Below are 24,924 nucleotides of genomic sequence, written 5' to 3'. Positions count from 1 at the left end.
CGATGTGGTTGAGGATTAGTTCGTGGTTAAACATGGGGATAGTCTGTTGGGTATTAGCTGGTCAAGGATGGCGATCATACCTCAGAAGCCGCGCCACGCCTCGCTCATATGAGGGGATGGTTAAGGTGTAGATCGCTTCATTAGGATCAATCACCCCCAACCAGTCCCGTAGAAATACGTAAGGAGGGTTGAGAAAGTTTCTAGAACAATCGATCTGATCTGCGGCCCGGAGCAATGACTCAGGCGAACATGCTGCATTGAATAGGTCGCTTGGGCTGCGAGGAGGCAACACATGTTCAGCCCCCCACTTTACAAAAGCAGAGACAATCCCTGCCACCAATCCAATAAAGGCCGCCAACCCATATCGCCTGCGCGAAGGGTCTGTCTGTTCAAATATATTAATATTATCCCCTGCTGAATATTTATAATAAAAAACGTCGAGCAAAAAATTATCCTGCCAAGCACCCTCCGCATGCAAGGAATTTATCGGCGACTATTAATAGAGAGGCGAAATTGTTTAATTATGCCTCCCGGCACGACAGTCACATTGACCATGGCGTCTTTTCTTGTCGGCCGGCAAGCAGGATGCGCGCTGTCCCAGAGGCTGATGAATGATCGGCGTAACCTGGGTAATGGATTAAAGGGGTGGTTAATAAATTATTTGCCGCCCAGTTGCAACAGACGTAGATGAAAACCCGCTTTCAGAAATACGCTCTTCAGCTGGAAAATTAACCCCTTGGATATCCCCATGCAAACGATTCCGGGCAGGGCGTCGGCTATGTCTGCTCGGCGAAAGACCTCCATCAGCGCAGAGGGCGCACCTGCCTGGGAACCAATGCCATGGTGCATTTCGCTCATCTCTAGCATGTCAGGCGCCCACGCCTCCTTGCCCCCGGTGAGCGACAGCCCTGTGCTCTACCCCTTTTTCGGATAGTCGAACACGGCCGTCAGCGGCTTTTGCGACACGGCAACCGACCAGGAGGGAGCATTAAAAGTGAAGCGGGCGACGGCGCAGGTCGGCATCCGGGTGATCTTGCCGGAAAAGCGGTGGGCAAGCTCGGTGAACTCGGGATCGTGACCGAAGAGCATGACGCACCTGAACCCGTCACCCAGCTCACCCAGTACCGCCAGCAGGGCCCCGGCATCGCTGCCATAGAGCCGCTCGTCCGTGACTATCTCCCCTGGCGGGTAACCGAGCACCTCGGCCATGATATGGGCCGTCGACAAGGCCCGGCTGGCGGGGCTCGATAGTATGAGATCGGGCCTCACCTTATCGTGCGCCAGCCGGGCGCCCATCAGGGGCGCGTCGCGCAGGCCCCGCTCGGCGAGCGGCCGCGCCCTGTCAGGCAGTCCCTGCTCCCAACTGGACTTGCCGTGCCGCACCAGCACAAGGGTTCTCTTCATGATGCCTCCCGTTGCGACTGACCATGGGCCCAGTGCCCGCTTTGGCCAATGACCAGGTGCCTAGTCCCTGTCACTGCGCCATCTCAATCATAGCGAAGCCGCGCCGCTTACAAGCCTAGGGAAAAGACAGGAGAGGCGCTCAGCCATGGCCGATAGCGGGCTCACTTCCTCCATGAAGACCCGTCGCAGGGGCTCTGCCAGCAAGTCGTCCGCCTGGCGGGCGAAGCCTTGGAGATAATCCGTCTCGCAGTGGGCATCCAGGGCGGCCTGATTGACGAAGGTTTCCCGCATGTAGAAGGTGCCGGGTTCGTCTTTGAGCTCGAACAGCACATCATCGAGGTTGCCGGGCTCCCGGCAGGTGGGGCAGATCAGCGCGAGCAGTGGCGCAGGCGCTCTCTCATGCCGGTTTTGGCCTTGAGCACGGCGATCGACACTATCTTGTCCGAGACTCTCTCTTCATCCCGACTCCTCCACTGTCACATCATCAACACGCAGGGAAGTGCCTGTCCTCTCATGGCAGCCATCCACAATGGCAGAGCCTTATATCAGGCAAGGCTGCCGCGACTGAACGCCGCTGCGCTGAAGAGAGCATGATGCTGCCCTCGCCAGTCAGACGCCTGCAGATAGCGCACCGTCCTCTTGCCCAAACACCTCACATCACACCTAGCCATAGGCGCTTGTTGGCGATCCAGCCTGGGGCGTTCAGATCAAGGATTCAGAAATGTTCAGCTCACCCAGCACGGCCAACAGCGCATCCACCTTGGGTAGCCGTTGTTTGCGCCGTGGCCAGACGAGCGTCAATGCCAGGCCCGCGGGTTGCAACTCGGGTAAAATAATCTCGAGTTCACCGCACTTCAGTGGTTCATGTATCAACCAAGTCGGCATCTGCGCCACCCCCAGGCCGGCGCACACTGCCTGCACCTGCGCATCCACATCCCCCAGGGAGACGCGATAGGGCACAGAACGCCAGTTTGAATGGCCATCTTCAGCCATGAATTGCCAGGGTTTAGTGGTGCCGTCAACGCGCTCGTAGAGGATGGCCCTGTGTTGCAGCAGCGCCTCCACACTCTGTGGCTTGCCTTCTCTGGCAAGGTAAGCGGGGGACGCGCAGAACACCATGCTCTCACGGCCAAGGTGGCGACAACCAAGGGATGCGGGCAGATCCCCCGTGTCACCGATCCGCACGGCGACATCAATCCCCTCTTCAAACAAGTCAACAAAGCGGTCTGAAAACGTCAGGCTTAACGCGACCTCGGGGTGCTGTTGGCAGAAAGGGAGCAAGTGTGGCATGACACACAACCGCCCATAGGTGCTTGGCAATGCCAGACGTAAACGCCCGGAAGGGATGGTGCGGTGCGCGGCCAGCACGGATTCCGCCTCGGCCAGTTCTTCTAGGATGCGTATGCACGTCTGGTAGTACGCATGTCCGGCATCGGTCAGGGTCAAACGCCGCGTGGTTCGTTCCAGCAAGAGTGAACCCAGTCTTGCCTCCAGCCGACTGACGCTCTTGCTGATAGCGGAGCCCGTCACATGGAGGTGCTCCGAGGCGGCGGTAAAACTGCCCCTCTCGACGCTCGTGACGAAGGGGATGATGTCTTTCAGTCGTTGATCATGCACTTATTGATGAACTCAGGTTATGAATCATGTGAATTAATGCCAGAGATGATATTTAAATTCTTTATTAGTCTAATCACTACACCAACCTGAGGAAACGAATATGCAGAAAACAGCGTTGATTGTCGGTGTGAGTGGGGTCATCGGACGTGCACTGGCAGAGAAACTGATGGATGAGGGTTGGGCCGTGTCTGGCTTGTCCCGAGGGCGCACAGACGCGCCAGATGGCTGCGTCACTCTGCTGGCGGATCTGACGGATGCCGCCGCCGTGAACGAGGCGTTGAAAACGATCACGCCGGACGCCCTGTTCTTTAGCGTCTGGGCCCGTCAGGAGACGGAGAGCGAAAACATTCGGGTCAACGGCGAGATGATCAGGAATGTCATCGAGGCCCTTGGCGACAGACTCGCGAATGCTCACGTCTCGCTGGTAACCGGCCTGAAGCATTATCTTGGCCCCTTTGATGCGTATGGCAAAGGGACAGTGCCGGTCACCCCTTTTCGGGAGGAGCAGGGCCGCCAGCCAGTCGAGAATTTCTATTATGCACAGGAAGACGAGCTGTTTTCCGGCGCAGAAAAATATGGCTATCGCTGGAGCGTACATCGCCCGCACACCATCATCGGCTACGCATTGGGCAACGCGATGAACATGGGGCAGACGCTGGCGGTGTACGCCACCCTGTGCCGCGAGAAAGGGTGGCCCTTTATGTTTCCTGGCTCTCGCGCGCAATGGCATGGCGTGTCCGACGTGACCAGTGCCACTCTCTTGGCCGAGCAGTTGGCTTGGGCGGCAGGCAGCCCGGCGGCAGCGAACGAGGATTTCAACATTGCCAACGGCGATGTTTTCCGTTGGAGCTGGCTGTGGCCTCGCTTGGCAGCGTATTTTGGCATCGAATCCCAGGGGGGCATGGACCCTATGATGCCGCTGGAGAGCCGGATGCAAGGTGCGCAGGAAGCCTGGGCAGAGATTGCCAGCCAGCATCGGCTCCGGGAGCCGGATATCAACAAGCTGGTCTCCTGGTGGCATACCGATGCGGACCTGGGGCGACCCATGGAGGTATTCACCGACATGAGCAAAAGTCGCCGAGCGGGATTTACGGGCTATTGCAGCACGCTCGATTCATTTATCCAGCTGTTTGACAGGCTGAAAGAGGAAAGGATCATTCCTGGTTAAGCCGGTGAGAGTGAGGCCGGTCCATCACGTTGGCCCCATGGGTGAAGACCTTTCCCCTGGTGAGCCCTTCTTGCTTGGCTTCGCAGACACCCCGGCCGATTCAAAGCATGCCCCCGCATGGCCAGCATGACAACTTGCGACGTGCAATGGGCGGCGCCTACCCGTGGCAGACCCGACAACGGCCCCTACAACACCTCGACCTTGACCTTGAGAAGGCCCGATCGGGTGTTGCCTATGCTGCTGAAGGCGGCCCTTGAGAGATCGATCACTCGTCCCCTCGGGAAGTTGCCCCTGTCATTGACCCGCACCACCACGCTCTTGCCGTTGGCAAGGTTGGTCACCCGCACCATGGCGCCGAAGGGCAGCGTCATATGGGCGGCGGTGTTGACGCTCTTCTGGTAGGGCTCGCCGCTTGCGGTTCGCTTGTTGTGGTAGCGATCGGCATAGTAGGAGGCCAGCCCCGTCTGGGTATAACCACGCCCGTTGCCCGCACTGCCCGCATCAGGCTGGCTGCTGCAGGCGGCCAGCAGCAGGCACAGGGAGGCCAGCAGCCCTTTTTGTAACGTCGTCATGCGTTGCTTCCTCGATGGGACAGAGCGACCAGCCTCGCCAGTCGGGATCCCGTGAACAGGGGCCTACTCTCTCATATTTCCCATGGAAAACGGGAGGCCCAAGCCTCCCGTTTGTGTGTTCACCCGTCAGCCCCTGTCAGGGGAAGAGGTCAGGCGATCAGCTTGTCATCGGCGAAACCGAAGCCCCGCAGCCCCACCACGTGCACGTGCTCGTGCTTGCCCTGCACCTTGCGGATGAGCTTGTAGGTGGTGCCCTTCTCGGGGCTGATGTTCTCCGGCGCCGCGATAAGCAGCTGCATGTCCTGGCGCTCGCACAGCTCGAACAGGGTGGCGATGGACTTGCCATCCAGGCGCGCCGCTTCGTCGAGGAACAAGAGACGGCAGGGGGCGATGTCCTTGCCGCGCAGACGGCGGGACTCCTCCTCCCAGCTGATCAGCACCATCAGCAGGATGGCCTGACCTGTACCTATCGCCTCGCCGGTGGAGAGGGCCCCGCTCTCGGCACGCAGCCAGCCATCGGCACCACGTTGCACCTCGATTTCGAGCTCCAGGTAGTTGCGATAGTCCAGCAGCACGTCCCCCATCACCTGATAGTTGCGCTCTCCCTGCTCTATCTGCGGGTTCAGGCGCTGGAAGAGCTTGGCCATGGCCTCGGAGAAGCTGAGCTCCTTGTCGGCGAACAGATCGTTGTGCATGGCGCTCTGATCGGCGAGCGCGGTCAGCAGGCGGGTGTGGGCCTCGCGGATGTTGACGTTAAGGCGTACCCCGCGCACCAGGCCGAAGGCGATGTTCTGCAGCCCCTGGTTGAGCACCCGGATGCGGTTCTGCTCGCGGCGTATGATGTTGGTGATCTTGGCCGCCACCTCGTGGGAGGAGAGGGACAGATGGTTCTCCCGCTGCTTGAGCTCGTCGGCAAGCCGCGCCAGCTCGATCTCCATCTCCTCGATGGCCTCCACAGGATCGTCCGAGCGGATGATGTCGTTGCGGATGCGGTCTTTCAGGTAACGGTAGACCTGCACGTAGAAGGCGACCTTCTGCTCCGTGCTGCGGTTGCCCTCGGAGAGGCGCAGCGCATCGCGCAGGGCCTCGTCGTGGGCCACCGCCACCCGCAGGGCGCCGAGGGCCTTGTCCGACATGGAGCGCAGCTCGTCGCTGTCAAGATATGCCAGCTCGCGCTTGTTGAGGCGCTTCTCGACATCGGTCTCTCGCGCCAGACGCACCACCCGCGACCAGTTCGCCTTGTGGCCCACCAGGGATTTACGGGCGCCGAAGTAGTCCTTGCCCTCCAATTTGAGACGACCGCCCAGGGATTCAATCTCGCGCTTGGTCACCTGCAACTGGGCCTCGGCGCTGGTGCGGCGGGAACGGGTGCGGATCAGCAGCTCTTCAATCTCTTTCTTGTGGGCGCGGGATTTCTCTTCCATGTCGTCCGACAGGGTGAGCCCCATGGCCCCCAGCTCCTGCTCGAACTCCGCCAGGGTCTGGCCCTTGGCCGAGGCGCTGGAATCGAGCGCGGTGCGCAGTTGCAGCGCTTCGGTGTGGCGCTGGGCAATCTGCTTGTGCTGCTCACCGGCGGTGCGGGCCGCCAGCTCGGCGGCTTTGAGCTTCTCTTTGAGCCGCTCGCTCATCTCCGAGGCCTTGCCGAGCAGGTCTTGTGCGTCCTGATAGGCAAAGTGCGGCAGACGGGCCACCAGCTGATCCAGCGCGTAGCAACGGCGCTTCTGCTCGGCCAGCAGGTCGCTCACCTCATCATACGCCGCCTGCAGAGCCGCGAGATCCTGCGGATCCTGGCGCAGCACCTGCACCAGGGTCTCGAGCTTCTCGAGCCCCTTGCCGTGCCTGGCGATAAAGGCTTCGGCTGTTTTAAGCGCCTCCACGTCGGCGTGGGCCGCCTCGAGACGGGCGGCCAAGTCGGCCTCCGCAAACAGATGGGCAAAGGGCAGCATCCCCTGCACCAGCTGGATATATCGGGTCAGCTGGGCGGCGGCCGCCTTGGCCTCACTCAGCTGCTTGTCGCACTCGCCGATGGCCCCTTGCAGCGCGCGCAGCTCGGCCTGTTTGCTCTGCACCTGATTTTCAGGATCCGGCAGGAAGGCGATATCCAGATGCTGGCCGATGAAGTCGCGAAAATGGCCGTAGAGTCGGTGGTACTTCTGCTGCTCGAAGGCGGCCTTGGCGTAGCCCTCGATAAGATTTTCCCGCTCAAGGTCGAGCTGCTCTATGCGTTTCTCCCGGGCGGCGCGGCCAAAGAGCGGCAGCTCGGGGTAGCGGGAGAAGCGCACCTGACGCTTGCTGGTGCGCACCAGCACGGCGTCCCCCAGTTCGTCCGCTTCCACCAGATCCTCGTCAAAGGAGTCGGGGTTGCCCTGGATGAGGTAGATATCTTCCGGGCAATCTTCCAGCTTTTTCAGTCGCTCTATGGCACCTTCCAGGTCGAGCACCACCAGGGCGCTGCGAGCCGGGCCGTAGAGCGCGGAGTAGTAAGGGGCATCAATGATGGAGATATCGTCATAGACATCGGAGAGCAGCACCCCACCCACCTGCTCGGCGATGCGGGCAAGACGGGGATCCGCCTCGCCGGCCCCCAGCTGCAGGTTGCGAATTTGCAGCTCCAGGGCCTGTTTTTGCCCCGCGATGCGGTTGCTCTCCTGCTCGAACTCCCGCTCCTTGTCGAGCACGCTCTGCATGCCAGCCGAAAGCTCTTCGGCGGTAGTCAGCGGCAGACCGCTCTGCTCGCGCAGTTGCTCGAGTTTTTCAAAGGATTTCAGCCAGCGCGGAGCCAGCTTGGTCAGTTCCGCGATATCGCGACCCAGCTGGGTGCCCTGATGCTCCAGGCTGGCGCGGCGCTGGTTCGCCTCCGTCTGCTGCTCGGCCAGCTCCTCCTGACGGGTGCGCTGGGCTTCCAGAAACAACTCCAGCTCGTCCTGGCTGGCAATAAGCTGGCCAGAGGCCTGCTGCAGCTCGTCACGCAGCTTGAAGAGATTTTTCTGGCTTTCGCTCTCTTTCTCGAGGCGAGCCAGGGCGGCGCGCAGACCCTGCCCCTGATTGACGCGGGCCTTGTCTTCGATGTGACGCTTGAGCAGTGCCTGGGCGGTGGGCCAGGCGGCCTCGCGCACTGTCTCGGGAGCGATGCTGAGCAGCAGCGCCAGGGCCGCTTCGTGCTCGGCCACCGCGGCTTTCGCCAGGGCCAGCTGTTGCTCGGCGCCCAATACGCGGCTGGTCAGGCTCTGCTCGGCGGCGCGGAACTGGTGCAGGGTGTCGCTCGCCTGCGCAGGCTCGAGCCCCGGCAGTTCGCACTGCTCGCGGGCATTGTCCAGGGCCTGCACCGCCTGACGGTACTGGATGGCCCGGGTCTGCTGGATATCCAGCGCCTGCTGGTAGTCGGCGAGCTGGGTCTTGAGGCTGTCTACTTCCCCCTGGGCCAGCTCCTTGCGCTCTTCCACCTCCAGCAATTGGCAATGGATCTCTTCCACCACCGCCTGCTGCTGCTCCAGCTTGTCGTTGAGCTCCCGCAGATCGGCGCGATACAGCTCTATCTTCTTTTGCAAGTTGACGGCCGCCATCACCTTCGAGAGGTGCTCGGCGGCGGATTCCAGCTCGTCGGTCAGCAATTTCTCGCGGTTGGTGAGCTGATCCACCTCGTCCGCCAGATAGATGGCGCGCTGCTTCTCTTCCGCCAGCAGGCGACGCTTGCCGGCGAGCTCAGCGCGCGCCTTCAGGGCCAGCTCGGAGAGCCGGCTCTTCTCGGCGGCGCCCCGCACATACTCGGCCGCCACATAGTGGGTGGTCTCGGTGATCAGGTTCTTGAAGAGATCCCGCTGACCCTGAGTCTCCTTGATGGCCTCCAGGGTGCGGCGGTTCTCGTAGATGGCCGCCTCCATGTCCTGGAACGCCTTGCGCACGCCGGAGTTCTCCGGCAGCAGGTATTCCCGCAGGGAGCGGCTGATGGATGAGGAGATGCCGCCGTAGAGGGAGGCCTCGATCAGGCGATAGAACTTGCCGCGATCCTTTTGATCCCGCAGCTTCTTCGGGGTGATGCCGAACTCGAACATGAAGTTGTGATAATCGGTCACCGTATTGAACTTGGCGACCTTGATGGCGCCGAGCTCCGCTGCCGCCCCCTTCAGATCGGCGAAGGCGCGCACCCGCCCCTTGCCGTCGTCGAGCTTCTCCAGCAGCAGATCCGTGGGTTGCAGCTGCGAGGGCACATCCACCAGGGCGAAGGGGGTGATGTTGACCTTGTTGTCGCGATTGGCCACCTGCTCCAGGTGCACGCCGACCCAGATCCGCTGCTCGCGGCTGTTCATCACTTCCAGCAGGGAATAGCAGTGGCCGCGCTGCAGCTTGCCGTAGAGCCCCTTGTCACGGGACGCGCTGGAGGAGCCCGCCTCCGTGGTGTTACGGAAATGGAGCAGGGACTGATCCGGGATCAGGGCCGCGATAAAGGCCGCCATGGTGGTGGACTTGCCCGCGCCGTTGCCGCCGGACAATGTAGTGACCAGCTGGTCGAGATCGAAGGTGCGGGCGAAGAAGCCGTTCCAGTTGACCATGGTCAGGGATTTGAATTTGCCTCTCACGCCACACTCTCCATCAAACCGGCAGACACCATCAGTGCCGGCACATTAACGTTGCAGATCATCTTCCACCTCCAGCTCCAGCTGCTCTTCATCCAAATCTCCCTCGATGTCGTCAAACAGCGAATCGCTGCTCGGCATCTCGTCGTCGTGGAAGATGGCCTCCCCTTCCTGGATCATCCGCAGTTGCACGGCGCGGGGATCCTCGTCGGAGCGCACGTCGGCGGCAAAACGGAACACGGATTCGTTGACCCGGAATTTGTCGCTGTTGCCAAGGGCGGTGATCATCCCGAGGCGCTTGAGGCGACGCATGGAGGTGCGGATCTTCTCGAGCAGCTTCTTCTTGTCCAGATCCGTGCCGCCGGAGCGACTGTTGACCATGCGCAGCAGTTGCTTCTCGTCCGCCAGACCCAGCACCTCTTCTTGCAGCTCGCCCATGGCGAACACCCCTTCAGAGGCGAGACGGTCTGGGCTCAGGAACAGGTAGCAGAGCACCTTGCCCACCAGCATGTCGAGCTCGGATAAAACTGTTGTGCCGATGTCGGCGCTGGGGCGCGGGCGCAGGTAGAAGAAGCCCTCAGGCGCCTTGATGAGTTCCACCTGATAGCGGCCGTAGAAGATCTCCAGCTCCTGGTGGTACTCCACCAGGGCCGAGTGCTGCTCGAATTCGTCGGCACTGATGTGGCGACCGGAGCGCAGGGCGGTATCGATGCGCGGAAACAAGGGGTTGGCGATGGCCTCTGCGAGGCGCAGGGGCAAGGGGAATTCAGTATTGATCGATGACATAGGCCTGAACCTTGGATCCAGCTTGGTTGATGGGTTTCCATGCGGGTTGGCGGTGGTGCTCGCGCTCACCGCTGGCATGGCCGAGACGCACGGCCTGATCGATCAGGAGGCGCGCCACGTCGAAGTGGGCATGGGCCGGGTAGTCCAGTAGGTATTCCCGCAGCACGTCGGCAAGATCCAGCTGATGGCCCTGTTCGGGGTAGCGGGCCAGATAGCGCTCGATGCGCTCCGCCAGCTCCTGGTTGATGTCCACCATCTCCACGTACTCCATCTCGAGGGGCACCTCGCCGGTCACCTCCTCGTCGTGGATGGCGATGGTTTCATCCCGCAGCTCCAGCAGGCGGGGCTCCTCGGCCACTCGAAGCAGCCAGTTATGCTGCTCGAAGTTGCGGATGGATTCGCGCAGCCGCTGGCTGAAGGCGCGGTTCTTGTCCATGTCGATGGCGTTGCGGATGAACTTGTGGACGTGCCTGTCATAACGGGACCAGAGCTCGATGCACTGCTGGCCCCAGGCGGTGATGACGTCGAGACGCCCCTGCAGGGCGTGGGTCAGCTCCTCCACGTGGAACAGATCCTCACGCCCCTGGGCCGCTTCCTGAATGTTGAGCAGCCCCGCCTGCAGGCGGTGGCCGGCGGCGTCCAGGGTGTCCTGCAACTCGCGCAGGGTCTGGCCGGTCTCGTGCAGGAGCTTCTCGCAGCTGTGGATGGCATCGACCCAGTTCTGGGTCAGCAGGGCCGCGATCTCGCTCTTGACCTGGTTTTGCTGCTCGTCCATGGCGCGCTGGGTGAGATCGATGCGCCCAAGCGTCTCTTCCAGGGAGAAGGAGAGGCGCGGCAGCACCTCGGCGTCCCACTGCTCCCGGGTGTTGGTCTCGAGCGCCGCCTTGCGGGCGGTGTCGAGCTCGGCGGCCAGGTGCTCGAGCAGGATGGAGAGCTTGATGGAGTCCACCTGGCGCTGATCCATGAAGAAATCGACGATGCTCATGCCAAGGCGCGACAGGCGGTAGAGGCTCTCCCCCGCCACCATGTCGGTGGTGAAACGCGACAGCAGTTGCTGGCGGACGAGATCGTTGATGGCGTTGTTGGCGCGACCTGTGAGGGTCTCGTCCATCTGGCCGAAGGCACTGCTGACATAGCCAAAGGCATCGTGCAGCGCGGCCTCCGAGAGATCAGACTCGTCCTCGGAGAGCGTCTTGATCGCTATCAGAAAGGCCAGCCTGTCGGTGGGGAGGTTCAGCGCCAACCCCTCCTGTCTGACCCATCCCACCGTCTCTGGCAGGGTACGGGATGTACTCATCATGACGTTATCATCTCGTTGTTATAGTCGGCAGGTCTTCGCCCGCCGTGGTGATATAGGCCGAGGTCGGTGGCGCCCCGGCGGCTGGATCCCGCATCATATTCACGTCTGTGTGTCTCAACCGGCCGGTTTCTGGGCCATCACATGGATGTAGCGCCCCAGGGAAACAAAGGGCTCCTGGCGGCAATAGTGCTGCTCCATGGCCAGCAGGTCCTCGAACTTCTCGACCTGATCCTGCTTGTGGCGCATGTAGTCGTGGATGACGCGCACCCCCGTCTTGCCGATGATCCGCAATCCCCCCCGCCCTATCCAGTCGTAGACCTGCTCCGGCAGCTGGGGATTGGTGGGGGTCAGGGCGGTCTGGCGTTTCTTGCGAAGGCCCAGGCGCACATAGTCAAAATTGCCCACCACCAGGCTCTGGAACAGCAGGCCGTGACGATTGTAAAAAAGCAGCGACAGTATGCCCCCAGCCTTGACGAAAGGGAACAGACCCAGCAAGGTCTGGCGCGGCTCGGCGAGCCACTCCAGTACCGCGTGACAGAGCACCAGATCGAAGGTGCCGGTCACCTGGTGCTTGAGATCCTGAATGGGGCAATGGATGAGACGAATTCTGTCTTCCAAGCCCTTCTGGGCGATCTGCTCCCGGGCCAGATCCAGCATTTCTGCCGACAAATCGCACAGCTCCACCTGATGGCCCATGGCCGCCAGCTTCTGGGCGAAGTAGCCAAAGCCGCCGCCGGCATCCAGGATGCGCAGGGGCCGGTTGCCCAGGCGTGCCAGGCAGGCTTCGATGTCGCTCCAGACAATGGTGGTGCGAATGCGCCCCTTGGTGGAGTCGTAAATGTTGCGAGCGAACTTGTCCGCGCGCCCGTCAAAACTCTGATCTTGCTTCAAGACACACTCATCTTCGACCGCCCCGCCATGAGGGCCGCAGGAGGAACCACACAGGATTGGGCCACAGGAAAAAAGAGGGGTATTCTGTCACATCCCGAATTTGCTGAAAACTCAAGGACGTGTCTGTCGTGTTCGAGCTCAACTTCTTTGTCATCAAGAAATGGCTGGGTCATCTGCTGATGCCGCTCCCCTTCTCTCTCTCCTTGTTGCTGCTGGCGCTCGTGCTGCTCTGGTTCACCCGCTTTCAAAAAAGCGGCAGGCTGCTGGCGACCCTGTCGCTTCTGATCATCGCCCTGATGGGGATGAGACCCGTCAGCTATGAGTTGGCCCGTTCACTGGAGCAGACCTATCCCCCCTTCGAGACAAGCCAGCATCCGGACATCCAGGCCATCGTCGTGCTCGGCAACGGTCATGTGAGCGATCCTGCGGTGCCCGAACGCAGTTGGCAGAACAACATCTCCCTCGCCAGAACCCTGGAAGGGGTGCGCCTGGCCCTGGCCTATCCGCAGGCCGAGCTGGTCTTCTCCGGCGCCGTGGCCGGGGATCCGCTGTCCAATGCCGAGGTCAACGCCCGCATGGCGACGACCCTGGGGATAGCGAGATCCCGAATGACGTTGTTTGAAAACAACAAAGACACCCATGATGAGGCGGTCAGCATCAGCGCCCACCTCAAGGGCAAGCGGGTGGCACTGGTGAGTTCGGCCACCCATTTGCCCAGGGCCATGGCCCTCTATCGCAGTCAGGGACTCGATGCGGTGCCGGCCCCCACAGACTACACCGCCAAGCAGAGTCAGGTGGCGCAGCCCCTCTACAGCTACCTGCCCAAGGGGCGTTACCTGATGTATTCCGAGGCTGCCATTCACGAGTGGATTGGGGTATGGTGGGCCCGTTTGCGTGGGCAGGTCACCGAGTGAGCAATCGCGCCTTGCATTCCTGATTTGGATCAGGAAAGCGAAAAAAAATTACGTCATTTGCCGCCGGGTCAGCTATCTTGGGCTCGGTTCAATTCATATAATGTTGCGCAATCAAATGCCTAGGAGATATAGAAGATGAGACAGCACCTGGTAATGGGTAACTGGAAACTGAACGGCACCAAAGCTTCCGTCGAAGCTCTGATCAAAGGACTGACCCCGGCCGCTGCCGCTCATCCTTCCGTGCAAGTGGCCGTCTGCCCGCCGGTTATCTTTTTGGGTCTGGTTGAACAGCTGACCGCTGGCAGCAAGATTGCTTACGGTGCCCAGAACGCCGACGTTCACGAGTCCGGCGCCTTCACCGGCGAGAACGCCCCCTCCATGCTCAAAGCCTTCGGTTGCACCTACTCCCTGGTCGGCCACAGCGAGCGTCGCACCCTGCACGCAGAGACCGACGACGTGGTGGCTGCCAAGTACGAAGCCATCCAGAAAGGCGGCCTGGTGCCGGTTCTGTGCATCGGTGAGACCCTGGAGCAGTTCGAAGCCGGCGTGACCAAGAACGTGGTTGAGACCCAGCTCAAGGCCGTCATCGACCGTTGCGGCATCGCCTCCTTCGAGAACGCCGTGGTGGCTTACGAGCCGGTATGGGCCATCGGCACCGGCAAGACTGCCACCCCGGAGATCGCGCAATCCGTGCACGCTCACATCCGTCAGTACCTGGCCGGTTTCGACGCCGCCGTGGCTGCCAAGGTACAGATCCTGTACGGTGGTTCCGTCACTGGCGCGACCGCAGCCGATCTGTTCGGTCAGCCGGACATCGACGGTGGCCTGGTGGGTGGTGCGTCCCTGAAAGTGGACGACTTCTCCCAGATCATCGCTGGCGCCGCCCAGTAATGAGCCAGGAGGGGGCCCCACGCCCCCTCCTTTACCGGCTTTCGTATGGCGTCAGCCGATACGAAAGCCGATATAGTAAGAACTGGCTTACCTATTCGACAACTTGAGATCCAGAGGCACTCATGACCAAAAAAATCAAACGTATTGGTGTATTGACCAGTGGTGGCGATGCGCCGGGTATGAACGCAGCCATCCGCGCCGTGGTGCGCGCCGGCCTGCATTACGGCCTGGAAGTCTATGGCATCAAGGATGGCTACCTGGGTCTGCATCAGAACAAGATCGCCAAGCTCGAGCGTCACAGCGTCTCCGACGTGGTGAACCGCGGCGGTACCTTCCTCGGCTCTGCCCGCTTCCCCGAGTTCAAGGATCCCAAGGTGCGCGCCGAGGCGATCGAGAACCTGAAAAAACACGGCATCGATGCCCTGGTGGTGATCGGCGGCGACGGCTCCTACATGGGTGCCAAGAAGCTGACCGAAGAGGGTTTCCCCTGCATCGGCCTGCCGGGCACCATCGACAACGACATCGCCGGTACCGATTTTACCATCGGCTTTGACACCGCCCTGAACGTGGTGGTGGACGCCATCGACCGCCTGCGCGACACCTGCAGCTCCCACCACCGCATCTCGGTGGTCGAGGTCATGGGCCGCCACTGCGGCGATCTGGCCATGTCTGCCGCGGTCGCCGGCGGCGCCGAGTACGTGATCGTGCCGGAAGTGGCCTTCGACAAGGAAGCCTTGATCCGCCAGATCGAAGAGGGTGAGGCCAAGGGCAAGCGTCACGCCATCGTCGCCATCTGCGAGCACGTCACCGACGTCAACGCCCTGGCCAGGGACATCGAGGAGCGCACCGGTCGCGACACCCGCGCCACCATCCTCGGTCACATCCAGCGCGGCGGTTCGCCCAGTGCCCGTGACCGCATCATGTCCAGCCGCATGGGTGCCTACGCGGTCGAGCAGCTGCTGGCCGGCCACGGTGGCCGCTGCGTCGGCATCCAGAACAACCAGATGGTGCACCACGACATCATCGACTGCATCGAGAACCTGCAGCGCCCCTTCAACCAGGAGCTGTACGACCTCTCCTCCACCCTGTTCTGATCCCCCTTGCCATGAAAAAACCCTCCCTGCGGAGGGTTTTTTATTGTCCGCGGCTTGCTGGCGCCCGCTGAGCCCTCTGCTCAGGGCGCCGCCCGCCTCAGGGTGAGGTTGAAACGCACCTCCCCCTCCGCCCCCGCCTTGAGGGGCGCCACCCCGTGAAAACGCAGGCGCGCCTCGCCCCCCAGCACCAGCAGATCGCCGCCGCGCAGGATCAAGCGCTGCACCGGATCCCGCCGACTGAGGCCCCCCAGCAGAAACTCGGCCCCCAGCCCCAGGGAGAGGGAGACGATGGGGTGGCGCAAGTCCGCCTCATCCCTGTCCTGATGCAGGGACATGCGGGCCCCGGGCTCGTAGCAATTGATGAGGCAGGCATCGGGCACGAAACCGGCAAACCCGGCCGCCTCGGCGCCGCGGCGAGCCAGTTCAAGCAGCTCAGCCGGCAGCGGGGGCCAAGGGGTGTGGCTGAGGGGATCCAGGGGGCTGTAGCGATAGCCCTGCCTGTCCGACACCCAGCCAAAGGGGCCGGCATTGGTCATGGCCACCGACATGGTCTGGCCTCCCGGGGTCTGCATATGGCGAAAGGGCGCCTGGGCGCTCACGGCGTGGATCCAGGCATGCAGCCAGCGCGAGCCCGGGCCGAGGCGCGCCACCCCGCCCGGCAGATGCAAGGCGCCGGGGGCGAGCCAGCGGGCGGGCTCTTCTTCCCGGGAGAAGAGATCCCCTATGGCGTTGTCCAGCGCCGTCAACCTGGCCATGGCGCCTCCCCTCGTCTCATGATCTACTCCAGCGGCTTGATGTCGCCACACTCATCCCCCAGCCACCGGCTCTCGCTGCTGCCCTGGATCCGCTCCTGCTTGCCCTCGTATTCCATCTCCAGGGTAAAGCGGCTGGTGTAGGCGCCGGGGTTGACGAAATGCACCTCCCCCTCCCCTCTGGCGGGTGGCTCGCGGCAGCTGAGGGTGAAACGGATCTGACTGTCGCTGCGCGAGACCAGGGTTCGCTCGCATCCCTCTCCCTGGCGCTCGAAGGGCAGCCTCTCTTCGGCCACCATCTGCGGGCTGAGGCAGTGGCGCATCCGCACCCCGTCCGCCCCCAGGCCCGTGATGCCAACCCCCTGCTTGGCCAGCATCTCCTCCATCATCTTGCGCTGCCCCTCAGGCAGGGCTGCCAGCTGTTTCTCCATGGCGGCCATGGCCTGCGCCAGCGCGCCGTCACCCGCCTCCATTCTGGTCTGCATTTCCCACAGGCCGGGTTTGAGGGGATAAGCCCAGGCCGCACCGCCGAGCATGATGGCGACCGCCAGGGTCGCCAGACGAAGGGATAGGGCCATGGGGCCTCCTGCATTGTTTGATGTGCCAGCTGCCATTGCCGGCAGCCCTCTTTGCCACTTCTTTGCCATTGCGCCCCATCCGGGCGGGACTGATGACCAAATCGCGAGGCTATCGCATCGCACCGCTGAGATGGTAAGAACAGGCAGATCAAGGATGGCACATGGGCCTTAGAAGAGATCCAGCTGGCGGCCGCAGATCCGCTCGAAGGACTCGCCGATGAAGGGCAGTATGGCGTCGGCGATGGGTTTGAGCTGCTTGTCGATGTAGTGTTCGTAATCGATGGCGCTGCGTCGGTATTCCACTGGCTCGGGCCCCGCCAGGGTCATCAGGTAGCTGATGGTGCCCCTGTGCTGGTAGCGCTGGGGCAGCCCGCGGCGCAGGTTTTCCTCGTCCGCGAGACGCGCGGCCCGCACATGGGGCGGCACATTTTTCTGGTACTCCTCCAGCTTCTGGCGCAGCCGCTTGCGGTAGACCAGCAGCTCGTCGTGGCCACCGGTGCGGGTCTCGTCCACCATGGTGCGCACATAGTCGCAGGGATCTTCATCGTGGAACACCAGCTCGTAGAGCCGGGTCTGGAACTGCTTGGCCAGCATGGTCCAGTCGGTGCGCACCGTCTCCAACCCCTTGAACACCAGGTGCTCCGACTCCCCCTGCCCCACCAGACCGGCGTAACGCTTCTTGCTGCCCTTCTCCAGCCCCCGGATGGTGGGCATCAGGAAGCGGCGATAGTGGGTCTCGTACTCTATCTCCAGATAGCTCGGCAGGCCGAACTCGGCCTCGACCAGCCGAGTCCAGCGTTCATTGATCTCCCGGGCGAGCGCCTTGCCTACCTCGTCCGCCTGGGCCGGGCTCATCTCGTCTGGCAGGTGGACGAAGGTAGAGTCCGTGTCGCCGTAGATGACCTGGTAGCCCCGCGCCTCTATCCACTCCCGGGTCTGCTGCATGATGCTGTGGCCGCGCAGGGTGATGGATGACGCTAGCCTGGGATCGTAGAAGCGGCACCCCCCCGAGCCCAGCACCCCGTAGAAGGAGTTCATGATGATCTTGATGGCCTGGGAGAGCGCCTGGTTGCGGGCGGCCTTCGCCTTGTCCCGCGCCGCCCACAGGGTGGCGATGAGCCCGGGCAGGAAGTGCTTGTCCCGGGAGAAGAGGGCGCCACGAAAGCCGGGGATGGCGTCATCGGGAGCCTTGAGTCCCTCCACCAGCCCCATGGGATCGATGCAGAAGGTGCGGATGATGCTGGGGTAGAGGCTCTTGAAGTCCAGCACCAGCACCTGACGATAGAGGCCGGGCCTGGAGTCCATCACATAGCCCCCCGGGCTCGCCAGGCCGCCATCGGCAGGCAGGTTGGGGGCCACATAGCCGCCCCGATGCAGCCGTGGCAGATAGAGGTTGGTGAAGGCCGCCACCGAGCCGCCGACCCTGTCCAGCTCCAGGCCGGTGAGGTTGGCCCGCTCGATGGCGAAGGGGATCAGGGCGCAGTGATCGACTATCTCCCACACCAGCTTGCAATCTTCCAGGTTGTAGCGGGCCAGGGCCTCCTTGTCGGAGTGAAACAGCTCGGTGATCTTCTCCCCCCGGTTCGCCACGTCCTCTATGTCCTTGCCGCGACCGAGCAGCTCGCTCGCCACCGCATCCAGGCTGTAGCTGGCAAACTGCCAGGTGGCGCTCTTGAGGGTATCTATGCCGTCCAGCACCATGCGCCCCGGCAGGATGACGCTGCCGCTCTGGGGATCGCTGCGGGAGGCGCGCCAGAACGCCAGCTCCCGGCCACGGCCGAGGCGCAGCCGCCGCTTGTACAGCTCGGCCCGGCGCAGCAGCAGGCGAAAGTCGAAATTGACCACGTTCCAGCCGAGCACCAGATCCGGATCCTGGCGCTGGAACCAGGCCTCGAGGGCCGCCAGCAAGGCGGGCTCGTCCGCCACCCACTGCACCCGGGTCTCCCACCCCTCGGCCCCCGGGGGCGCCTCTCCTATCATGATGACCCGCGCATCCTGCTCGCTGAAGAGGCCGACACTGAAGAGGGCGCCGTCCATGGCGCACTCCACGTCCAGAGAGACCCAGGAGAGGGTCGGCGTCACCGCCTGGGGGGCGCAGCGCGCCTCGTTCACCTGCCAGTGGTCGCCCCGTTTGACGGCCTGACCGTCAAAGCGCAGCCCGGCGGTGATGAAGCGCTCCATCAGGAAGCGCTCGGGCAGGCGGATATCCGCCTCGAAGTGTTCCAGGCCGCGGATCAGCAGCAGCTCTATCGCCCGGTGATAGGCGCTCAGGGTGGTGAAATAGCAGGCCACCACGGCCCTGTCGTCGAAGGTATGCAGGGGCAGGCGGCGAAAGCGGCCGCGCACCCCGGCCCCCTTGAACAGGGCGGCCGCCTCCTCCATGTGGGCCAGGGGCAGGAAGAAGAGGGGCTCCTGGCCCCTCACCACCAGCCGCACCGGTCCCTGCGCGCTCCAGAGCCACAGCAGGATCTCGGTGCCGCTCTCCCCGTTGCGGCCGCGTACATCCCGGCTGTGGCGGGTCAGGATAAAGCCGTCGGTGGGCGCTGGGGTCGGGGTCATGGCACGGGCGTCTGGCAGCGGTTGAGGATGGCCTATTGTACGTTCATACAGTGTTTGTGAGCAATCCTGGGGCGCACCGGGGTCAGCCGGGGCTGGCCTCGGCGGCGATTTGCCCTATAGTGGTGACGGTGTCGCCCTCACCCCGACAAGGAGTCGCCATGCGTCTGACCCTGATCCTCGCCCTGGCCGCCCTCGGCCTTGGCGGTTGCAGCACCGCCTCTTCCAGCGTGTCCGCCGGCATGGGTTATGGCGCCGCGCCCTACCCCTGGTGGTATGACGACTATTTCTACTATTGGGATCGCTACTACCCCTGGTGTTGCAACAGCGATGGCGAGTTCGACGAGCTGATCCGCCACTGGTGGCAGGATCTCGACCAGGGCAGGCGCGATGACATCAAGAACAGGTTCGAGCAGTGGCACCAAGGGACGGACCAGCCGGACATAGAGGCGCTGCGCGGCGACTTCTCCGCCCGCTGGAATGCCCTGAGCCCGGAGCAGAAAGAGGGGCTGCGTGAACGCCAGCAGGTGCTGCGCAAACTGAGTCCGGCGGCGAGCCCGCGCCTCTCCCTGTCAGAGGCCAACGAGGCGGCGCGACGCATCCATCTCGACGGTCGGGGCGCAGGGCGCGCCGTCACGCCCCCCGCCAGCCGGCCCGCACCCCGTCCGGTGACCATGCCGGTCAATCGTCCTGCCCACATGATGAACATGCCGGTGATCCGGCGCCGTTAACCAGGTGACCCCAGGGGTCAAGGAGAGAGCCATGACAGACAAGTTGCAACTCATCGATTCGCGCACCACGGACGTGGGCGGCATCCCGGTCGCCCGCGCCCTGCCGGTCAAGGAGCGACGCACCATAGGGCCCTGGTGCTTCCTCGATCACATAGGCCCGGCCCGCTTCGCCCCGGGGGAGCCCGGGCTGGACGTGGGACCCCACCCCCACATAGGTCTGCAGACCTTCACCTGGATGCTGGAGGGGGAGATATTGCACCGCGACAGCCTGGGCAGCGAGCAGGTGATCCGCCCGGGCCAGGTCAACCTTATGACCGCAGGTCAGGGCATCGCCCACACCGAGGAGTCGGTGGCGGGCCACCCGAGCGTCCATGCGGCCCAGCTCTGGATAGCCCTGCCCGAGGCCCACCAAGTGACCCGGCCCCGTTTCGATCACTATCCTGAGCTGCCCCGCTGGCAGCAACAGGGGATCACCTTCACCCTGCTGATCGGCCAGCATCAGGACAGGCAGGCGCCGACCCTCTGTTTCGCCCCCATACTGGGGCTGGATCTGCTGGCCGAGCGTGACTGCACCCTGACCCTGCCCCTGGCCCCCGAGTTCGAGCACGGCCTGTTTGCCCTGGCCGGTGAGGTGACCCTGGCCGACCAGCCCCTGGCTGCCGAACAGCTCGCCTACCTGGCGCCGGGCAACCGGGAGCTGACCTTCACCCTGCAGGCGGGGGCACGCCTGCTGGTCATCGGCGGTGAGCCCCTGCCAAGGCCCCTGCAGATCTGGTGGAACTTCGTGAGCTTCGACAAGGAGGCCATCCGCCACGCCGCCGAAGATTGGCAGTCGGGGGCGCCACGCTTTGGTGACGTGGTCGGCTATCAGGGGCCCAGGCTCTCAGCCCCGCCCCTGGCCGGGCTCTGAGCCCCGGGCCGGGGGCGAACTCATTCCCACAGAGCAAAAACAGACAGGGCGCCCGAAGGCGCCCTGTCTCATGGCATATCGCGGGGATCAGTACTGATCTTCCTGCTCGGCGCGGGCCCGGGCCCGGCGCGCCATCACCTCTTCCTCGGCGCTCTCTATCTCCTGCAACACACCGTCGAGATCGATGGCGGCCGTGCTCTCGGTGAACTGGCCGCTGAGGCGGGTCTCCGGGGTCAACTCCCCCTCCTCGTACAAGGACCACATCTCCTGGGCGTAGCGGGTCGCCAGCAGATCGGGGGCATACATGCCGTAGTAGTTGCGCATGTTCTCCACATCGCGCACCAGCATGGCCCTGGCCTGGTTGTTGGCGGCGGCATCGACCACCTGGGGCAGATCGATGATGACGGGGCCCTGATCGTCCACCAGCACGTTGAACTCGGAGAGATCCCCGTGGATGAGGCCGGCACACAGCATGCGCACCACGTAGCCTATCACCTTGTCGTGATCCGCCCGCGCCTGCTCCGGGCTCAGGGCCACGTCGTTGAGGCGGGGGGCCACATTGCCCTCCCCGTCGGTGATGAGCTCCATCAGCAGCACGCCATCGAGGCAGACATAGGGAGTGGGCACCCGCACGCCGGCGGCGGCCAGCTTGAACAGGGCGTCCACCTCTGTGTTCTGCCACACCTCTTCATGCTGGCGGCGGCCGTAGCGCGAGCCCTTCTCCATGGCACGCTGGCTGCGGCTGTTGCGCACCTTGCGCCCCTCCTGATAGACCACGGCCTGTTTGAAGCTGCGTTTGGCCGCCTCCTTGTAGACTTTGGCGCAGCGAATGTCCTCGCCGCAGCGCACCACATAGACGTCGGCCTCTTTGCCGCTCATCAGCCGGCTGATGACCTCGTCGACGAGGCCGTCGTCCACCAGGGGCTGGATTCGATTTGGTATTTTCATGGCCGAACTTTTACCCTATTTGCGCGCGCGGCGCCAGTGGTGCCGCGCATTCCTGTCCGTTTTGGCGAGTCCGGCACCCCGGCTGCTCACGCCGTCGCCAACCCGGGTTCGGCTCGCCGGGAAACCGGGCGCCATCAGGCTCCAGCATCACCAGCGGGGGATCAGGGCTCGGGGGGCAGCCCCTGGCGGATCCGGCGGATCCCCTCCTCGTAGAGCCCCTGGCGGCTGTCCGATTCGGCCTGGGTCTCGAAGATCTTGAGAAACCACATGTATTGCTCCGGACGGCGGCCGAGTTGCTGCTCGACCATGGCGTTCATTCGCACCACATCCTGCTCCAGATTGTCGGTGGGATAGGGATCGAAGGGGGGGGCTATCTCGAGGCGGTAGCAGCCCTCGTCCTCGTCATAGCTGCCGAAGATGGGCACCGCCTTGGCGCCGGTCAGCTTCACCAGCTTGGGCAGGGCCGGCAGGGTCGCCTTGGGATGACCGAAGAAAGGCACGAAGATGCTGGCCTCGCGACCATGGTCCTGATCCGGCAGATAGAAGAAGCTGTCGCCGCCGCGGATCGCCTTGATGGCGGGCTTGATGCCGACGCTGCGCTCGTAGACGCGCCCCCCCTTGGCCCGCTCTCGGTTGATGTACCAGTCAAAGAGCGCGTCTTTCGGGCTCTTCATCATGGTGCACATGGGCAGGCCCCGCAGGGCGAACAGGCGCCCTATCACGTCCACCGCCCAGGTGTGCGGCACCACCAGGATCACGGGGCGTCCCTGGGCCCGCTCCGCCTCTATGTGCTCCCAGCCGTCGACCCGGATCCGTCCGGCCAGATAGGCATCGCTGCGCCAGGTCAGCTCGCCGAAGGCCATGAAGGTCTTGAGGCCGACCCGGATCGACTTGAGCAGCAGCGCCTGGCGTCCCACCTCATCCTGGTCGGGAAAACAGATGTCGAGATTGGTGTTGGCGATATAGGCTTGTTTCTTGGAACAAGAGAGGATGAGCGGCGCCAGGCCGTTGGCCAGGGCGTCCCGCAGCCGGGCCGGCACAAAGGCGAGCAGGCTGAGCAGGGCGAGGGCCAGCCAGCTGCCCCAGAGCCTGGGATGCAGCAGTGCGGGGCGAAATGAGGTATCGAACACAGGATCGTGAGGGGCCATGTTGCGGCTCTTGTCGTCTAAACAAGGAGGTTATTGTAGTTATCCCGCTACATTTTTCTAGCCCGTAACCGGGCCGAACCTGAACCTGAGCTGCCCCGGGCGGCAAAGACTCACCACTTGCCATGAAAAACAGCCCCTATTGGGGCTGTTTTTCATGGCGGTAGCGCATCAGGGGTGGGGCGAGAGGCCACGGCGGATGCGTTTGATCCCCGCCTCGTAGAGTCCGTGCTTGTCCACCGGGTGTTCCAGGGTCTCGAAGATCTTGAGAAACCACATGTACTGGCCCGGATGCTGCCTCAGCTGCTGCTCCACCATCTGGTTCATACGCCCGGTATCGGCCACCAGATCCTCGCTCGGATAGTCGGCGAAGGGGGCCTCTATCTCGAGGCGATAACAGTGCTGCGCCTCGTCATAGCAGGCGAGCAGGGGCACGGCCCTGGCCCCGGTCAGCTTCACCAGCCGCGGCAGGGCCGGCAGGGTCGCCTTGGCCCGTCCGAAGAAGGGCACGAAGATGCTGGCCTCGCGGCCATGGTCCTGATCCGGCAGATAGAAGAAGCTGCGCCCCCCCTTGACCGCCTTGATCACCGGCTTGATGCCTGCCTTGCGCTCATACACCTGGCAACCGCTCCTGGCCCGTTCACGGTTGATGTGCCAGTCAAACACCGGGTTGCGGGCGCTCTTCATCATGGTACACATGGCGATGTCCCGCTGGGCGAAGAAATAACCGGCGGCGTCCACCGGCCAGCTGTGAGGCACCACCAGGATGACGGGGCGTCCCGCCGCCTGCTCTGTCTCTATGTGTTGCCAGCCGATCACCTGGATGCGCTTCATCAGGTAGGCGGGGCTGCGCACCGTGAACTCGCCAAAACCGAGCAGGCTTTTGAGGCCGATGCGTACCGACTTGAGCAAGATGGCCTGGCGCTCGGCCTCGCTTCGCTCGGGAAAGCAGATATCCAGGTTGGTATTGGCGATATAGACTTGCTTCTTGGAAAAACGCAGCACCAGGGGGGCCAGCCAGTCGGCCAGCTTGTCGCGGATGCGCGGCGGCACGAAGGCGAGCACACACAGCAGGCCGAGGGCCAGCCAGCTCGGCCAGTAACGGGGACGCAGCAGACGGGTTTGAAAGGCGCTATCGAAAACAGGGTCGGACACGGGCATGAAACGGATCAAACAGTGAAAGGAAACTCATTGTAGAGGGACTGACAGGTTATACCAGTTAATTCATCAACATCCCCTCGAAGTTGCGACAAATCTCACCCATTAGCTACATTTGGGCACATTTTCGCTCGTCGCCCTCGCCGATGACGGGCTCGGTGTCCCCCGGATCAGCGCGGCTCTCCCCCCCCAGCGGCCGGATGGCCCCGGGTTGGCGCGGCCCGGGTTTCCCCGTAAGATGGCGCCATCTCATGATCACCCCTGGACACGCCATGCCCCATCGCCCGTTACGCACCCTGTTGCTGCTTCCCCTGACCCTGCTGCTCGCGGCCTGCTCCCTGACCCAGTACAACGTCAGCGAGCGGGAGATCAACGATTACCTGAAACAGCAGGTCGCCTTCGAGAAGCAGATCGGCATCCCCGGCATCATGTCGAGCAAGATCCGCCTGGACGAGATGCAAAGCCGCATCGGCCGCAGCCGCAGCGACCGGATAGAACTCGATGCCGCCGGCGATCTGCAGGTGGCAAGCCCCCTTGGCAGCCAGCAGATGAAGATCCGCCTCTCCCTAAGCGCCCGCCCCGACTACGTGGCAGAGCAGGGGGCCATCTACCTGCGCGACCTCGAGCTGCTCTCGGTCAAGACCGAGCCCGCCGACATAGGCACGGCCCTCTCTCCCCTGCTGCCCACCTTCAATCAATCCCTCGGCCTCTTCCTCAACCAGACCCCCATCTATCGGCTCGATGGCAATCGCCAGAACGAGGCTCGCATCAAGGAGAAGGTAGAAGCCCTCAGGGTCGAGCCGGGACGCCTGGTCATCCCCTTCAAATTGCTGTGATTAATTAGGCCGCTCCCCCGAGCGGCTTTTTTCTTCTCATGGTGCATGCCTTGACGCATAATGCACACCATTCTCATTTAGATTCATGAGAAGCGTCAC

21 protein-coding genes and 1 pseudogene are annotated in these 24,924 nt (G+C 63.0%); 7 read left to right on the top strand and 15 right to left on the bottom strand.

Annotated features, from left to right (window positions below; translation table 11 throughout):
- Window positions 1-657 precede the first annotated feature (657 nt).
- From ACLHZ1_RS08560 to ACLHZ1_RS08545, 4 genes and pseudogenes are all read right to left on the bottom strand, one after another.
- Window positions 658-867: a hypothetical protein gene (locus tag ACLHZ1_RS08560; protein WP_427261728.1), complete on the bottom strand. Its 210-nt coding sequence runs from the start codon at window positions 865-867 to the stop codon at window positions 658-660.
- Window positions 868-915: 48 nt separating this feature from the next.
- The gene (locus ACLHZ1_RS08555; protein ID WP_427261727.1) at window positions 916-1,404 is read right to left on the bottom strand and encodes a SixA phosphatase family protein; all 489 of its coding nucleotides are present in this window, start codon (window positions 1,402-1,404) and stop codon (window positions 916-918) included.
- A 159-nt stretch (window positions 1,405-1,563) separates the two neighbouring features.
- A pseudogene (locus ACLHZ1_RS08550) lies at window positions 1,564-1,805 on the bottom strand (putative quinol monooxygenase); the annotation flags it as partial.
- Window positions 1,806-2,106: 301 nt separating this feature from the next.
- Entirely contained in the window at window positions 2,107-3,021 is a 915-nt protein-coding gene (locus ACLHZ1_RS08545) for a LysR family transcriptional regulator (protein WP_427261726.1), read from the bottom strand.
- A gap of 100 nt (window positions 3,022-3,121) precedes the next feature.
- Between ACLHZ1_RS08545 and ACLHZ1_RS08540 the strand changes: the two genes are divergently transcribed.
- The gene (locus ACLHZ1_RS08540) at window positions 3,122-4,189 is read left to right on the top strand and encodes an SDR family oxidoreductase (protein ID WP_427261725.1); all 1,068 of its coding nucleotides are present in this window, start codon (window positions 3,122-3,124) and stop codon (window positions 4,187-4,189) included.
- 185 nt (window positions 4,190-4,374) lie between these two features.
- On the opposite strand, the gene ACLHZ1_RS08535 is transcribed toward ACLHZ1_RS08540, so the two are convergent.
- The 5 genes from ACLHZ1_RS08535 to cmoM all read right to left on the bottom strand — a co-directional run bounded on the left by ACLHZ1_RS08535 (window position 4,375) and on the right by cmoM (window position 12,312).
- Window positions 4,375-4,761, bottom strand: coding sequence for a septal ring lytic transglycosylase RlpA family protein (locus ACLHZ1_RS08535; RefSeq protein ID WP_427261724.1), 387 nt, complete (start codon window positions 4,759-4,761; stop codon window positions 4,375-4,377).
- Window positions 4,762-4,910: 149 nt separating this feature from the next.
- A complete protein-coding gene (gene mukB / locus ACLHZ1_RS08530) occupies window positions 4,911-9,338 on the bottom strand; it encodes a chromosome partition protein MukB (protein ID WP_427261723.1) in 4,428 nt (1,475 codons plus the stop codon).
- A gap of 45 nt (window positions 9,339-9,383) precedes the next feature.
- Entirely contained in the window at window positions 9,384-10,121 is a 738-nt protein-coding gene (gene mukE / locus ACLHZ1_RS08525; protein WP_427261722.1) for a chromosome partition protein MukE, read from the bottom strand.
- Entirely contained in the window at window positions 10,102-11,421 is a 1,320-nt protein-coding gene (gene mukF, locus ACLHZ1_RS08520) for a chromosome partition protein MukF (RefSeq protein ID WP_427261721.1), read from the bottom strand. Before mukF ends, mukE begins: the two co-directional genes overlap by 20 nt.
- Before the next feature lie 114 nt (window positions 11,422-11,535).
- Window positions 11,536-12,312 carry a tRNA uridine 5-oxyacetic acid(34) methyltransferase CmoM gene (gene cmoM, locus ACLHZ1_RS08515; RefSeq protein ID WP_427261720.1) on the bottom strand — a complete coding sequence of 259 codons (777 nt, stop codon included), beginning with the start codon at window positions 12,310-12,312 and terminating at the stop codon, window positions 11,536-11,538.
- 128 nt (window positions 12,313-12,440) lie between these two features.
- On the opposite strand from cmoM, the gene elyC reads away from it, so the two are divergent.
- The 3 genes from elyC to pfkA all read left to right on the top strand — a co-directional run bounded on the left by elyC (window position 12,441) and on the right by pfkA (window position 15,211).
- Window positions 12,441-13,226 (top strand): envelope biogenesis factor ElyC, encoded by a 786-nt coding sequence (gene elyC, locus ACLHZ1_RS08510; RefSeq protein ID WP_427261733.1) that lies wholly within the window; start codon window positions 12,441-12,443, stop codon window positions 13,224-13,226.
- A 135-nt stretch (window positions 13,227-13,361) separates the two neighbouring features.
- Window positions 13,362-14,117 (top strand): triose-phosphate isomerase, encoded by a 756-nt coding sequence (gene tpiA, locus ACLHZ1_RS08505; protein WP_111911896.1) that lies wholly within the window; start codon window positions 13,362-13,364, stop codon window positions 14,115-14,117.
- Window positions 14,118-14,239: 122 nt separating this feature from the next.
- Entirely contained in the window at window positions 14,240-15,211 is a 972-nt protein-coding gene (pfkA, locus tag ACLHZ1_RS08500) for a 6-phosphofructokinase (protein ID WP_427261719.1), read from the top strand.
- A gap of 80 nt (window positions 15,212-15,291) precedes the next feature.
- On the opposite strand, the gene alkB is transcribed toward pfkA, so the two are convergent.
- The 3 genes from alkB to ACLHZ1_RS08485 all read right to left on the bottom strand — a co-directional run bounded on the left by alkB (window position 15,292) and on the right by ACLHZ1_RS08485 (window position 19,100).
- Window positions 15,292-15,966: a DNA oxidative demethylase AlkB gene (alkB, locus tag ACLHZ1_RS08495; protein ID WP_427261718.1), complete on the bottom strand. Its 675-nt coding sequence runs from the start codon at window positions 15,964-15,966 to the stop codon at window positions 15,292-15,294.
- Between the two features lie 23 nt (window positions 15,967-15,989).
- Window positions 15,990-16,541, bottom strand: coding sequence for a DUF3617 domain-containing protein (locus ACLHZ1_RS08490; RefSeq protein WP_427261717.1), 552 nt, complete (start codon window positions 16,539-16,541; stop codon window positions 15,990-15,992).
- A 168-nt stretch (window positions 16,542-16,709) separates the two neighbouring features.
- On the bottom strand, window positions 16,710-19,100 hold the full coding sequence (locus ACLHZ1_RS08485; RefSeq protein ID WP_427261716.1) for a DNA polymerase II: 2,391 nt from the start codon (window positions 19,098-19,100) through the stop codon (window positions 16,710-16,712).
- Window positions 19,101-19,258: 158 nt separating this feature from the next.
- On the opposite strand from ACLHZ1_RS08485, the gene ACLHZ1_RS08480 reads away from it, so the two are divergent.
- Both ACLHZ1_RS08480 and ACLHZ1_RS08475 read left to right on the top strand, forming a co-directional pair.
- Window positions 19,259-19,828: a hypothetical protein gene (locus ACLHZ1_RS08480; RefSeq protein ID WP_427261715.1), complete on the top strand. Its 570-nt coding sequence runs from the start codon at window positions 19,259-19,261 to the stop codon at window positions 19,826-19,828.
- A 31-nt stretch (window positions 19,829-19,859) separates the two neighbouring features.
- Entirely contained in the window at window positions 19,860-20,738 is an 879-nt protein-coding gene (locus ACLHZ1_RS08475) for a pirin family protein (RefSeq protein ID WP_427261714.1), read from the top strand.
- An 87-nt stretch (window positions 20,739-20,825) separates the two neighbouring features.
- Here the strand turns inward: ACLHZ1_RS08475 and ACLHZ1_RS08470 are convergent, their stop codons facing one another.
- The 3 genes from ACLHZ1_RS08470 to lpxM form a co-directional block, all read right to left on the bottom strand.
- Complete coding sequence (locus ACLHZ1_RS08470) at window positions 20,826-21,686, bottom strand: PA4780 family RIO1-like protein kinase (protein ID WP_427261713.1); 861 nt, start codon at window positions 21,684-21,686, stop codon at window positions 20,826-20,828.
- 161 nt (window positions 21,687-21,847) lie between these two features.
- Entirely contained in the window at window positions 21,848-22,834 is a 987-nt protein-coding gene (locus ACLHZ1_RS08465; RefSeq protein WP_427261712.1) for a lauroyl-Kdo(2)-lipid IV(A) myristoyltransferase, read from the bottom strand.
- 168 nt (window positions 22,835-23,002) lie between these two features.
- Entirely contained in the window at window positions 23,003-23,992 is a 990-nt protein-coding gene (gene lpxM / locus ACLHZ1_RS08460; RefSeq protein WP_427261711.1) for a lauroyl-Kdo(2)-lipid IV(A) myristoyltransferase, read from the bottom strand.
- 248 nt (window positions 23,993-24,240) lie between these two features.
- Here lpxM and ACLHZ1_RS08455 point away from each other — a divergent pair, with 248 nt between their 5' ends.
- Window positions 24,241-24,825 carry a lipoprotein gene (locus ACLHZ1_RS08455; RefSeq protein ID WP_427261710.1) on the top strand — a complete coding sequence of 195 codons (585 nt, stop codon included), beginning with the start codon at window positions 24,241-24,243 and terminating at the stop codon, window positions 24,823-24,825.
- Window positions 24,826-24,924: the final 99 nt, after the last annotated feature.

The organism is Aeromonas sobria (assembly GCF_050266975.1).
Lineage (GTDB): Bacteria > Pseudomonadota > Gammaproteobacteria > Enterobacterales > Aeromonadaceae > Aeromonas > Aeromonas sobria_B.
This window is presented reverse-complemented; position numbering and strand designations above follow the sequence as displayed.